The organism is Jeotgalicoccus meleagridis (assembly GCF_903994045.1).
GTDB lineage: Bacteria > Bacillota > Bacilli > Staphylococcales > Salinicoccaceae > Jeotgalicoccus > Jeotgalicoccus meleagridis.
This window is the reverse complement of the sequence record NZ_CAJEWD010000008.1, coordinates 487,275-500,874: the sequence shown is the minus strand read 5'-3', so window position 1 is coordinate 500,874 and position 13,600 is coordinate 487,275. Positions and strand designations below refer to the sequence as shown.

The 13,600-nt window shown below is 37.9% G+C and carries 13 protein-coding genes; all 13 read left to right on the top strand.

Going from position 1 to position 13,600, the window contains the following annotated elements:
• The first annotated feature begins 7 nt into the window (after window positions 1-7).
• The 13 genes from sdaAB (at window position 8) to JEOSCH030_RS08030 (ending at window position 13,593) form a co-directional block, all read left to right on the top strand.
• The gene (gene sdaAB / locus JEOSCH030_RS08090; RefSeq protein WP_185126086.1) at window positions 8-673 is read left to right on the top strand and encodes an L-serine ammonia-lyase, iron-sulfur-dependent subunit beta; all 666 of its coding nucleotides are present in this window, start codon (window positions 8-10) and stop codon (window positions 671-673) included.
• A 3-nt stretch (window positions 674-676) separates the two neighbouring features.
• On the top strand, window positions 677-1,552 hold the full coding sequence (gene sdaAA / locus JEOSCH030_RS08085) for an L-serine ammonia-lyase, iron-sulfur-dependent, subunit alpha (protein ID WP_185126085.1): 876 nt from the start codon (window positions 677-679) through the stop codon (window positions 1,550-1,552).
• Entirely contained in the window at window positions 1,553-3,523 is a 1,971-nt protein-coding gene (recG, locus tag JEOSCH030_RS08080) for an ATP-dependent DNA helicase RecG (protein ID WP_185126084.1), read from the top strand.
• 8 nt (window positions 3,524-3,531) lie between these two features.
• Entirely contained in the window at window positions 3,532-4,152 is a 621-nt protein-coding gene (locus JEOSCH030_RS08075) for a sortase (RefSeq protein WP_185126083.1), read from the top strand.
• A gap of 153 nt (window positions 4,153-4,305) precedes the next feature.
• Complete coding sequence (fapR, locus tag JEOSCH030_RS08070) at window positions 4,306-4,878, top strand: transcription factor FapR (protein ID WP_185126082.1); 573 nt, start codon at window positions 4,306-4,308, stop codon at window positions 4,876-4,878.
• Window positions 4,871-5,854 (top strand): phosphate acyltransferase PlsX, encoded by a 984-nt coding sequence (plsX, locus tag JEOSCH030_RS08065; protein WP_185126081.1) that lies wholly within the window; start codon window positions 4,871-4,873, stop codon window positions 5,852-5,854. Before fapR ends, plsX begins: the two co-directional genes overlap by 8 nt.
• Window positions 5,847-6,752: an ACP S-malonyltransferase gene (fabD, locus tag JEOSCH030_RS08060; RefSeq protein WP_185126080.1), complete on the top strand. Its 906-nt coding sequence runs from the start codon at window positions 5,847-5,849 to the stop codon at window positions 6,750-6,752. The genes plsX and fabD overlap by 8 nt, the downstream gene beginning before the upstream one ends.
• Window positions 6,745-7,482 carry a 3-oxoacyl-[acyl-carrier-protein] reductase gene (gene fabG / locus JEOSCH030_RS08055; protein WP_185126079.1) on the top strand — a complete coding sequence of 246 codons (738 nt, stop codon included), beginning with the start codon at window positions 6,745-6,747 and terminating at the stop codon, window positions 7,480-7,482. The genes fabD and fabG overlap by 8 nt, the downstream gene beginning before the upstream one ends.
• 36 nt (window positions 7,483-7,518) lie before the next feature.
• Window positions 7,519-7,758, top strand: coding sequence for an acyl carrier protein (locus JEOSCH030_RS08050; RefSeq protein WP_185126078.1), 240 nt, complete (start codon window positions 7,519-7,521; stop codon window positions 7,756-7,758).
• An 83-nt stretch (window positions 7,759-7,841) separates the two neighbouring features.
• Complete coding sequence (gene rnc / locus JEOSCH030_RS08045; protein ID WP_185126077.1) at window positions 7,842-8,603, top strand: ribonuclease III; 762 nt, start codon at window positions 7,842-7,844, stop codon at window positions 8,601-8,603.
• Between the two features lie 3 nt (window positions 8,604-8,606).
• A complete protein-coding gene (gene smc, locus JEOSCH030_RS08040) occupies window positions 8,607-12,161 on the top strand; it encodes a chromosome segregation protein SMC (protein WP_185126076.1) in 3,555 nt (1,184 codons plus the stop codon).
• Entirely contained in the window at window positions 12,162-13,271 is a 1,110-nt protein-coding gene (ftsY, locus tag JEOSCH030_RS08035; protein WP_185126075.1) for a signal recognition particle-docking protein FtsY, read from the top strand.
• Window positions 13,261-13,593: a putative DNA-binding protein gene (locus JEOSCH030_RS08030; RefSeq protein WP_185126074.1), complete on the top strand. Its 333-nt coding sequence runs from the start codon at window positions 13,261-13,263 to the stop codon at window positions 13,591-13,593. The genes ftsY and JEOSCH030_RS08030 overlap by 11 nt, the downstream gene beginning before the upstream one ends.
• Window positions 13,594-13,600: the final 7 nt, after the last annotated feature.

Genomic DNA, 13,600 nt, shown 5'->3' with positions numbered 1-13,600 from the left:
TCATAGAATGAAATTTAAGAGCGTGTTTGACATAATTGGCCCCGTCATGGTCGGGCCATCATCATCACATACTGCTGGTGCCGCAAGAATTGGCCTATTAGCAAGAAATCTTTTTGGTGGTCAAGCTGAAAAGGTAGATATATATTTATATGGCTCTTTTAGAGATACTTATCAAGGACATGCGACAGACGTTGCTTTATTAGGTGGCTTACTTGGTTATGATACTGATGACGACCGAATTATTAGAGCTAAAGAAGAAGCCAAATTAAATAATATGGAGTATTCCATTATTGAAATGAATGAAGAACGCTCTCACCCAAATACAGCCGTCCTCCATTTATTTAAAGGAGAAGAAGAGCTCGTAATTGAAGGCGTCTCTATCGGTGGTGGTAAGATAGAACTTGTGAGTATTAACGGTTATAACATCAATTTATCAGGTAACTATCACGCGCTGTTAGTCTTTCATAAGGATGAGTTTGGAACCATTGCTCGTGTGACGACTAAACTTGGGGATGAAGAATTAAATATTTCCCAAATGAGTGTGTCACGTAAAGAAAAAGGTCAAGTTGCTTTGATGACTGTAGAACTAGATGACACTATTTCTAAAGAGGCACTAGAGGAAATCAGAGCAGTTAAAGGTGTAGACAGAGTAATCGAAATGACTGGAGGCTAAATTATGTTTAACAGTATAAATCAGTTAGTAGAACGTGCAGTAAAAGAAGATATTTCTATTTCAGAAGTCATGATTCAACAAGAGATGGAAAACACAGGGCAATCATATTTAGACGTATATAACTTGATGAAAATTAACCTTGAAACTATGGAAAACGCAGTAAAAGAAGGTATTGAAGGTGTCAACTCAACAACAGGACTAACGGGTATGGATGCAGTTAAAATGGCTAAGTACATCGAATCAGGCCGAGGTTTAAGCGGAGAACTTAATCTACTAGCGATTCAAAATGCAATTTCTACCAATGAAGTTAACGCAGCTATGGGTAAAATTTGTGCGACACCAACAGCAGGCTCTGCAGGTGTAGTTCCAGGCGTACTTTTTGCCATGGTTCAAAAAGATCCATCCATCACTGAAGAACAAAAAGTTCGCTTTCTCTTTACCTCTGGTGCCTTTGGTTTTGTAGTCGCAAATAATGCGAGTATTTCAGGAGCTGCAGGAGGCTGTCAAGCCGAAGTCGGCAGTGCTTCAGCAATGGCAGCAGCGGCACTTGTAGAACTTGCAGGCGGTACACCTGAAATGAGTGCGCACGGCTTTAGTATCGCTATGAAAAATATGCTCGGTTTAGTATGTGACCCAGTAGCTGGATTAGTGGAAGTCCCATGTGTTAAACGTAACGCAGCAGGTGCTTCAAATGCTTTAACAGCAGCTGACATGGCTCTAGCAGGTATTGAATCACGTATTCCAGCTGATGAAGTTATTGAAGCGATGTACAAGGTTGGTTTAACTATGCCATCAGCACTGCGTGAAACAGGTCGCGGTGGACTCGCTGCTACACCGACAGGAGAGCGTTTAAAAGAAGAACTTTTTGGTGTTAAATAAATGACACGGATTCATGCTGTGCAATCACCAGACAAGAGTGTCTTAGAATTAAAAGGGGTCGGTGAAAAGGTAGCGGAAAAATTAGCGACTATCGGCATCAATGGCATTAACGATGTGCTCTTTCATTTACCATCTTCTTATACTGATCAATCCGTTGTCGATTTAAATCAAGCAGACAACGGAGCAAACATCACTGTAGAAGGAACGGTCAAAACAGAACCTCAGATTGCTTTTTTTAGAAAGGGTAAGAGTAGATTAACTTTTTTTATGGACGCCAATGGCATCTATGTTAAGGTTACTTTTTTTAATCAGCCCTATTTAAAGAAAAATATTGTCAACGGGGAATTTATTAGACTGTACGGTAAATTTAATAGACATCGTTTGGAAATTAATGGTCAAAAACTGATTTATGACGCGAGCGGTGGTATGTATGTAAAATATCCACTTGCTGGTGTCATGCAGTCAAAAACCTTTCAAAAGATTGTGAGTTCAGCCTTTGAAGTGGCAACCTTTAACATTGATATAGCTGAAGATTTAAGAGCGAAGTATAAATTAATGCCTATCAAGGATGCCTTGTATGAAATGCATTTCCCAAGTTCACAAGAGAGCACGGACCTCGCTAGGCGCACCATCAAGTTTTTTGAACTCTATAAATATCAGCTGATGATTATGGAGAAAAGGCAGCTAGAAAGAATCCGTAGTGAGCGCTTTATAGTGGACTATGACATTCAACGATTGAAGGGCTTTATCGACACCTTACCTTTTGAATTAACTAACGATCAGAAGATGAGCGTAAACGATATATGTAGAGATTTAAAACAAAATATATCCATGCACCGCCTCCTACAAGGTGATGTGGGTAGTGGTAAGACTATTGTTGCAGGTATTTGTGTCTATGCTGTTAAGACGATAGGTGAACAAAGTGCAGTCATGGTGCCAACAGAGGTCCTTGCTAATCAGCATTACCAAAGTTTTTTGGATACTTTTAAAGACCGTTTAGTAATTGAAAAACTAACGGGTTCGACTAAACCAAAAGAGAAGCGAGAGATTTTAGAGCGTTTGAAAAATGGTGAAATTGATCTCATAGTAGGTACCCATGCCTTGTTTGAAGATGATGTTGTCTTTAACAAGCTGTCCTTTACCATTATCGATGAACAGCACCGCTTCGGTGTTAAACAGCGTCAGCGTCTTAACGATAAGGCTTATAGGAAAAACGTCTTGTATATGACTGCGACTCCGATTCCGAGAACTTTATCTATTACAACCTATGGTGATATGGATGTGTCTTTAATTAAAGAAATGCCAGCAGGTCGTATACCAATAGAAACAAGCTGGAGACGTTTCAATGAAATAGACGACGTCTTAAACTCGGTAAAAGCTGAAGTCGATAAAGGTCATTCGGCCTACATAGTGGCGCCACTTATAGAAGAATCTGAAACGCTCGATTTAAAAAATGTCTATGAAATTTACAGTGTCTTTGAAGAAAAATTCGGTGATGACGAAGTCATACTGGTGCACGGTCGCATGAAGGCTGAAGAAAAAAATGCTGCTATGGCGGCCTTTGAAAGTCTAGAAAAACCAATTCTCGTCTCAACGACAGTGATCGAAGTCGGTATTAATGTACCGAATGCAACGAGCATTGTCATTTTTAATGCTGAACGTTTTGGACTTTCTACCCTTCATCAACTGAGAGGGCGAGTAGGTAGAAGTGATAAAAAGAGTTACTGTGTACTCGTCAGTGACGCAGCCACTGATAATGCTAAACTAAGAATGGAAATTATGACGTCGACAACAGATGGTTTTTTACTCAGTGAAAGAGATCTAGAGATGCGTGGACCAGGAGACTTCTTTGGTGTGAGACAGAGCGGTTTACCACAGTTTAAAGTAGCTGACATTACTGAAGATTATCGTATACTGGAAGTGGCAAGATTAGAAGCAATTGAAAGATATGAAAAAAAATCCCTTAAGTGAGGAACATTATGAGAATTTTTTTAAGAATAGTGGGTATTCTAATGATTTTAGCTGCACTGGTTCTGTTTTTTTATCAAGATATCAGAGAGTATTTCACAGATCAAATCAACGAGCGCATCATTACAGCCTATGAAGACGGTCAAGATGATGTAAAGATTAATCCGATAGAATCCATGTTAACAGGCGTGGAAGGTAAGGATACTAAACTCAATATTTCAGATGACATGCTCGCTGCCTTAGAAATAGAAAGTGCAGATATTTTAGAACCGCTCTTTAAAGGTCCACTAACAGAAGAGAAACTAAAAAATGGTGTCAGTGTCTTAGAAGAAACAGATAATCTAGAGATGCAAAACATCCCTATTGCAGGGCATAGGGTTGAAGGTGCTGGTATCAGATTTAATTATATAGACCGTGCAGAAGTTGGCGATGAGGTTAAACTGATCACAAGAGAAGAAACTAAAGTCTATAAAATCACTGAGATGTTTGAAGTCGACCCAACCGAAGTGGATGTCTTAAATCAAGAAGAAGACGCCACACAAGAGCTGACCTTAATCACATGTGAAGACTATAACCCAGATACTTTATTATTTGAAAAGCGTTTGATTGTTAAAGCTGAATTAGTGTCTTAAAACTTAGGCATGTCCTCGTCTAAAGAGATAAGGACATGCTTTTCTTATACTTAAAACAATTGAAAAATATAGAGACTTTTTATATACTGAGTGAAGTGTTATGTTTAGATATTAATACCAACTACTAAATGTATGACAGATAAGAGGGAATGTATGGTGAAATTAAAAAAGTTTCAGCGACAAGAAGAGCTACAAACGCATCTACAAGAAGACCCTTTTCTTACAGATGAACAACTAGCGACAACTTTTGGTGTCTCTATACAGACAATACGTCTTGACCGGCTTGAATTAAATATACCAGAGCTAAGAACTCGAATTCAAAATGTCGCACGTGAAGGCGCTGATAAGATTCGTTCATTATCTGTGCAAGAAGTAGTCGGAGAAATTATCGATATTGAACTGAACAACAATGCGCTATCTCTATTTATCATTGAAAGAGAACACGTATTTGAAAAAAATGAAATTGCTCGTGGCCACTTTCTCTTCGCTCAGGCGAACTCACTCTGTGTTGCTTTGATCGATGAACCTCTAGCTTTAACGACGCATGCAGAAGTGGATTTTAAAAGGCCGGCTAAACTAGGAGATAAGGTTGTGGCTAAGGCTAGAGTTAAATCGATGGATGATAATAAAGCATCTATTGAAGTTGAATCAAAAATTAGTAATAAGACAATTTTTACTGGAAAATTTGAAATGTATTATAAAGATGAAGGTGAGTTAAATGGCTAGAATTGCTGTAGATTTAATGGGTGGCGATAAGGCACCTAAAGCGATAGAAAAAGGAGTCTTACAAGCAGTTGAGACTTTTGAAGATGTAGAAATTCTCGCCTTTGGTACGAAGGGCTCCTATAGTGGAAATCATCCAAGAGTCACATTCATCGAAGTTACTGAAAAGATAGAATCTGATGATGACCCAGTTCGCTCTGTAAGAAAGAAAAAAGATTCCTCTTTAGTCAGAGCAGTTAAAGCTGTTGCTGATGGAGAAGCTGATGCCATTGTCTCAGCGGGAAATACTGGTGCTTTAATGTCAGCTGGTTTGTTTGTCGTTAAGCGCATCAAGGGTATTGAAAGACCAGCAATTACCTCCATTATTCCTACAACAGCGGGTCAAGGTATGATGCTACTTGATATGGGGGCAAACTCAGAAAATAAACCCAACCATCTCCTGCAATTTGCGCAAATGGCAACAGTTTACATGGAGAATATTGAAGGGCGTAAAAATCCATCTGTTGGTTTAATCAACAACGGTTCTGAAGAAATAAAAGGAACAGAATTAACAAAAGAAACTTACCAATTACTGAAAAATAGTAATTTAAACTTTGCAGGTTATTTTGAAACGAGAGAAATTTTATCTGGTACAGTCGATATTGCGGTCACTGATGGTTTTACTGGAAACGTCGTTTTAAAAACCATAGAAGGAACATCCATGGCTTTAATGAGTGAACTGAAAAAAATCATGTTAAGAAACCCGATTAATAAAGGGGCAGCCTTAGTACTTAAGAAAGACTTAGCAGGATTAAAAGATATGTTGGATTATCGTCAATTTGGTGGTGCGCCATTGATGGGCTTACAAGGTAACGTCATTAAAGCACATGGTTCATCTGACGAGACGGCTATCGTCAATGCTGTTAAACAAGCAAGAATTATGGTGAATTCACAAACCATTGAAAAAATTAAAGAGTTGATAGGTGAAACAAATGAGTAAATTAGTTATTTTTCCAGGTCAGGGTGCTCAGTATGCTGGAATGGCAAAAGATTTATATGACAATAATGAAAAAGCTCGACAACAACTTGATGAGATTTTTGAATATGCAAGCGCAGATTTAAAAACAATTATGTTTGAAGAAGATGACCGTTTAAATGATACGCGCTATACACAACCTGCCTTGTTCGCTCATAGTTTAGCTGTACTTGCTGCGACTGGTATTAAAGGCGACTATCTCTTAGGTCATTCACTAGGTGAGTTACCCGCTCTCGTTCATGCTGGGGTTGTTTCACTATCTGATGGTGTCCGTTTAGTTGAAAAACGTGGGGCTTTGATGAGTGAAACGAAAAGTGGTGCTATGGCAGCAGTCATCGGTATGGAAATCAAAGATTTAGAAGCACTATGTGAAAAAGTGTCAACGGATGAAGAAAAAGTGACACCAGCAAATATCAACGCACCAGATCAAGTGGTAGTGTCCGGTGATATTGAAGCGGTTGAACGCTTTAAAGAACTCGCTAAAGAATGGGGGGCACGAAGAGTCATTCCTTTAAAAGTATCTGGTGCTTTCCACTCTCATTTAATGGAGGATGCAAAGTTACAGTTTAAAGAATTTGTGGATACAGTTGACTTTAAGGATGCAGAGATTCCAGTAATACAAAACGTTTCAGCAGAAAGAGAAACGGATAGTGCAACGATCAAAAGAAACTTCGTTGAACAAATCACTCATCCTGTACGCTTTGTAGAGTGTGTAGAAAAAGCAGTAGAACTCGGGGTGACTGAGTCTATTGAAGTCGGTCCTAAGAAAGTACAATCCGGTTTAGTTCGTAAAATTACTAAAGAAATCGAGACGTCTCATATCGATACTATTGAACAAGTAGAGGTGTTTTTAAATGAGTAAAATCGCATTAGTTACTGGTGGCTCACGTGGCATAGGAAGTCAGATTGCTAAACGTTTAGGAAAAGATGGATTTTATGTTGTCGTGAACTACTCAGGCTCTGAAGATAAGGCTAAAGAGGTCGTCAAAGAGATTGAAAATAATGGCGGTCAAGCTGAAATTTATCAGTGTCATGTCCAAAACGGAACTGACGTTAAAGATATGATCAAGTATATTACAGATACACATGGCTCAATTGACCTCGTTGTTAATAATGCAGGTGTGACTAAAGATAATCTCTTGATGAGAATGAAAGAAGAAGAGTTTGATCAAGTTATCGATGTCAATCTAAAAGGTGCATTTAACGTCATTAAAAGTGTATCTAGACCAATGATCCGTCAAAAATCAGGGCGCATCATTAACATCTCAAGCATAGTTGGTTCACTTGGTAATGCGGGTCAAACTAACTATGTTGCTTCAAAATCTGCTATTGATGGAATGACTAAATCAGTGGCGCGTGAACTGGCGAGTAAAAACATTACAGTTAACGCTGTAGCACCAGGTTTTATCGAGAGTGATATGACCGATGTTTTAAGTGATGAAATTAAAGATGGTATGTTACAACAAATTCCACTTAAGCATTTTGGTTCAACAGAAGATATCGCAAATGCTGTGAGTTTCTTAGCAAGTGATCAAGCATCTTACATTACAGGTCAAGTACTTCACGTCAACGGCGGTATGTACATGGGCTAGAAGCTATGATATTATTTAAGGGAGGTGAATTGAATAATGGCTAACATTGACAAAATTAAAGATATCATCGTTGACAAACTTGGCATCGATGAAGAAAAAGTAACTAGAGATGCATCTTTTAAAGATGATCTTGGTGCGGATTCACTTGACATTGCTGAATTAGTAATGGAACTTGAAGACGAATTTGACATGGAAATTCCTGATGAGGAAGCTGAAAAAATTAACACAGTAGGCGACGCATTAGACTTCATTGACAAAATTGAAAAAGAACAATAAAAACTGTGAAAAATCCACTACTTGAGAGTGGATTTTTCTTTGTGAATAACTGCGCGATTTAGTAGAATAGGAGAGGTGAAGATATGGATTTTAACATTGTTTTACAGACGATCGACAAGGATAAATTAGCTAAAAAGAAATTGCAGAAATTCAATGACTTATTTAAAGCATTTACTGACAAAGTTGGACTCGATATAAAAGATTTATCACTTTATCAACAGGCTTTTATGCATTCTTCTTACATCAATGACTTAGGTTTAGACAAACGCTATAACAATGAGCGCTTAGAATTTCTTGGTGATGCAGTACTAGAATTGATGGTTTCAGATCATATTTTTCTTAAATACGAAGCACTTCCAGAAGGTCGGTTAACAAAACTTCGTGCCAATATTGTATGTGAACCTTCACTTGTAGTATTCGCCTCTAAACTCAATATGGAAGCCTTAATCTTACTTGGACGAGGAGAAGAAAAGACAGGTGGTAGAGAACGACCATCTATAGTGTCTGATGCTTTTGAAGCATTTTTAGGCGCGCTCCATTTAGATTTAGGTCAAACTGGTGTTGATGCTTTTCTATCAACTTATGTCTATCCTGAAATACAGTCAGAAGAATACAATGCAGTCGTCGATTATAAAACTAATCTTCAAGAGTATGTCCATCAAGCCTTTAAAGGTAGTGTGACCTATAAGCTCGTCAATGAATCAGGACCGAGCCACCATAGACAATTTGATACGGAAGTATTAATAGGTGATAAAGTCATCGGCGTTGGACACGGATTGTCCAAAAAAGAATCCGAACAACAAGCAGCGAAGAGGGCTCTAGAGTCACTCAGTCAAGAGGGGTAAGTCATGGTATTTTTAAGACAAATTGACGCGCATGGATTTAAATCCTTTGCAGATAAAGTCAATATAAAATTTGATAGTGGTGTGACAGCGGTAGTCGGACCGAACGGTAGTGGTAAAAGTAATATTACAGATGCTATTCGTTGGGTACTTGGTGAACAATCTGCACGCGTGATGCGCGGTGCTAAAATGGAGGACATTATTTTTGACGGAACAGACAACCGTCAGTCCATGGGTAGTGCTTCAGTAAGTTTAATCTTAGATAATACTGATAAAGTTCTTGGAGAAAAAGATGAAGTAATCATCACAAGAAAGCTTTATAGAAATGGTGATAGTGAATACTTTATCAATAATGAAAAATCTAAGTTAAGGGATATTACTGAACTCTTCATGGATTCAGGACTTGGTAAAAATGCTTATAATATTATCAGTCAAGGTCAGGTGGATGAAATACTTAAAGCAAAACCACTAGAGCGAAGAAAACTGATTGAAGAAGCAGCAGGCGTTATGAAGTATAAGTCTCGAAAGCTAGAGTCAGAAAAGAAACTGGACGATACTAGAGTCAACCTTTCAAGGGTCAATGATATTATTCAAGAAATTTCATCACGAGTGGAAAGACTGGAAAGAGAAAGTGCAATTGCAGAAGAATATTTAGCCTTAAAAGAGGAAATGACTGAATCTGATATAGAAGTCACTGTCTATGATACAGGGCTTCTATTAGAGCGTTTTGAGACCCTTCAAGCGGCTATTAAAACTGAGGAAGAGAAGTTAACAAATAACCGTGAACAACTTCAAGCGCTCTTAGAAAACCAAGAGCATCTCGGCGCACAAAGAGATGAGTTTGAGGGTCAAGTCAAAAATTTAAATGAGGACTTGTTAGAAGCTTCAAGAGCCTTAGAAAAAGTTGAAGGGCGAATCACTTTATTTGAAGAAAGAGAAACAAATAAAGAGTCCTTAAAAGAAGATTTGAATAAGCGCTTAAAAGATAGTCAAAAAGAAGTTGAGCGCTTAAGAGAAGAGTGCGATTTAGAAACTGATAAAAAAGATAATTTACTTGAGGAAGCGAGACGTTTATCTCAAAAGATTACTAATAAAAAACGTGAATTAAATGTGCTTGAATCCGGTGATGAATCGGACTTAGAATCCTTAAAAGATCAGTACTATCAATTGATGGTAGATAAGACTACTTTAGAAAACGATAAAAGACGTAATCAGGATCAGGCTGAAAAAACAGAAAGTAACATCACTTATAAAAAAGAACGTTTAAACAATCTCCAACTAGAAATCAATCGATTAAAAGAAGAGCATGATGAAGAATCTAAAAAAGGCACTGAAGTTAAAGCGGAATTGTTAGCTACAAGAAGTGACTATAAAGAGACTAAACTTCACTTGCAAAACATTAACAATGAATACGATCAAGCTAAAAGTGATTTTAATCGTGCGAATAACTTTATTTCGAACCAACAAGCCAAACTCGATATGCTGAAAAACATGGAAGATAACTATCAAGGTTACTATCCTGGAGTTCGTGCAGTCTTAAAAAACCAAGCACAAATCCCTGGTGTCATTGGAGCAGTCGGTGAACTTATTTCTACAACACCTGAATATATGACGGCTCTAGACACAGCACTAGGACAAGCGAGTCAAAATATCGTCATGGATGTCGAGCATAATGCGAGAGGTGCCATCAATTATTTAAAGAAACAAAAGCTCGGTTTTGCAACCTTCCTACCACTGGATACGATTCGTGAACGTCATCTATCTGTGGATATTGAACGTCAATTAGCATCTTCTGGTGTAGACTATCAAATTCTATCAGAAGTGACTGATATTGACCGTTCTTATAGAAGTGTCCTCTTACACCTTTTAAATACGACGGTTGTCGTTAAGGATTTGACAGATGCTTCGAATATTGCACGTCAAACCAATCAAAGGGTTAAGATTATTACTTTAAAAGGTGATATCATCATGCCTGGAGGTGCCATGAGTGGTGGTTCTAAAAACCGTAAGGGTTCCATCATGGACACTAAAAAGGAAATTCAAGAAATCACACTTAAAATCGAAGAGTATAAGAGTCAAACGAAACGTTTGAAAAACACTGTAGATACTTTAGGTGATGAAATCGCGTCTTATACAGTTCAGCTGTCAAAACTTGAAAGTAAAGGACAAGCCCTCGCAAAAGAGGATGAAGAAATTACTCAAACATTGCAGCGCTTAAGTCTGTCACTAGAAAACAGACAAGACACCATTGATGAATTGAATTTAGAGCTTTCTAACTTATCTGTTTCTGAAAGTCGAGAAGACCTCAATATGAAAATTGAAGACTTAACCAATCAGATGGCAGATATTCAGACTGAAATTAACATGATGAGTCGCTCTAAAGAAGATCAAGCTAAAGCCTTAGAATTGTTAAGAAACGAGATTCAAAGCTTAAATAATGATAAAATAAATAAAGATGCAGATATACGCTATACAACATCTTTACTTGAAAGACTTCATGAAAATCTAAAGACCAAGTCTTTAGAAGTGGACAAGGTAAATTCAGAACTAGACATGATCGATGATGATTTATCAAATCTCGATATCGATGACTTAAATGCTAATAAAGCATCGCTTAGTCAAACTGTAAATGACTTAGAAGTTCAACAAGAACACTTAGATGACAAACTAAGTAAGGTTAAAGAAGAAATACTTGTAAACACAGGTAAAGACACAGCACTAAGAGCAGAGATTGATGACAGTCAAAATAGTTTAAGAAGCCTATCGTCTGAGCGAGAAGGTATTGATACGCAAATCGAGAATAAGTTTGCCTATATTAGTGATAACTATAAGATGACTTATGAGCTGGCAAAAAGTAAGTATACCAACTTCGAAAATATCGATGATAAGAGACAAAAGATTCTTTTAAACAAGAAAAGTATCGAGGAACTCGGTTCAGTGAATCTAGGGGCCATCGATGAATTTAAGACAGTCAATGAGCGCTATACCTTCTTAAAAGAACAAGAAGATGATTTAATAGAAGCGAGACAAACCCTCTTAGATGTCATTTCAGAAATGGATATCGAAGTGTCAGAACGATTTGAAGAGACCTTCCTACAAGTGAACATTCACTTCCAAGACGTCTTTACAGAAATGTTCGGTGGGGGTAAGGCTGAGTTACGTCTGACAGATCCAGGCAACTACTTGGACTCAGGTATAGAAATATTCGCTCAACCTCCAGGTAAGAAGCTCGCAAGTTTATCGCTTCTTTCAGGTGGGGAACGTGCCTTAACAGCCATTAGTCTCTTATTTGCAGTCTTAAAAGTTAAGGTGAGTCCTTTTATCATCTTAGATGAAGTAGAGGCAGCCTTAGACGAAGCAAATGTGTTGAGATATGCAAAATACTTGAAAAAGCTCTCGGTGGACACGCAGTTTATCGTCATTACCCACCGAAAAGGTACCATGGAAGAAGCGGACCGCCTCTTCGGTGTGACCATGCAAGAACAAGGTGTAACGAAGATGATCAGTGTTGATTTGAAAAACTATAAAGATCCTGGAGTTAAAAGAGAGGAAGGCGCATAGATGGGAATTTTTGATCGTTTTAGACGTAAGAAAAAAAGTGTTGATGCAGAACCCGCATCTTTAGAAAGTCAGGCTGATAAACTTGATGATGGCCTGATAAGTTTAGATGAATTTGAAGAGTGGGAACAAGAACAACTCAGTTATAAATTCGAGCAAGGTCTAAAGAAAAGTAGAGACAAGTTCCAACAAGATATTAATGCTTTGATGTCGCGCTATAGAAAAGTCGATGAAGACTTTTTCGAAGCGCTAGAAGAAGTGCTCATCTCTGCTGACGTTGGTTTTAATACGGTTTTAGAACTGACTGAAGAGTTGAGACGTGAAGCTCAATTAAAAAATATTACAGAAACTAGTGATTTAAGAGAAACCATCGTTGAAAAAATGGTTGAAATCTATGAACGTAATGGCGAAAAATCTCAAGAGATGAACATTCAAGACAATGACTTAACGGTTGTTCTAATGGTTGGAGTCAACGGTGTTGGTAAGACAACATCTATTGGTAAACTTGCCTATAAATACACACAAGAAGGTAAAAAAGTCATGCTAGCCGCGGGTGATACTTTCCGTGCGGGTGCTATAAACCAACTTCAAGTGTGGGGCGACCGAGTTGGTGTGGATGTCATCAAACAAGCTGAAGGTTCAGATCCAGCAGCAGTCATGTTTGACGCAGTCAATGCTGCAAAAAAACGTGGGGCTGATATTTTATTTTGTGACACAGCTGGTAGACTACAAAATAAAGGCAACCTCATGAACGAGCTCGGTAAGATTAAAAAAGTCATTCAAAAAGTTGTACCAGATGCACCGCATGAAGTACTTTTAGTCTTAGATGCAACAACAGGTCAAAATGCCTTGAGTCAAGCTAAGGCTTTTAAAGAAGTTACAGATGTTTCGGGTATTATCCTATCTAAACTCGATGGTACGGCTAAAGGTGGTATCGTCTTAGCAATTAAAAATGAACTGGGTATACCAGTGAAATTTGTTGGTCTCGGTGAAAAACTTGATGATCTGCAGCCATTTGATGCTGAAAACTATGTCTACGGCTTATTTAGAGATATGATTGAGGACTCAAGTGAACTAGAAGAAGCACTTGAGGATGATTCAAATGACCAATGATTTAGAGCGCACAATGCGCATGAATTACCTCTATGATTTTTATCAAACGCTACTGACAGATAAACAACAAAAATATATAGAGTTATACTATCTTGAAGATTTTCAGTTCTCAGAAATTGCTGAAGAAATGGACGTGACACGTCAAGCAGTGTACGATAACTTGAAACGCTCTAGAGATCTATTAGAACATTACGAAGAAAATTTAGGTATGTATAAAAATTTTTATAAGCGCCTAGAACTTTATCAACAATTAAGAACAGACTTAGGTGACTTATCACCAAAAACTGAAGAGATTATCAGTAAATTAGAAGACTTAGATTAAGGAGGAC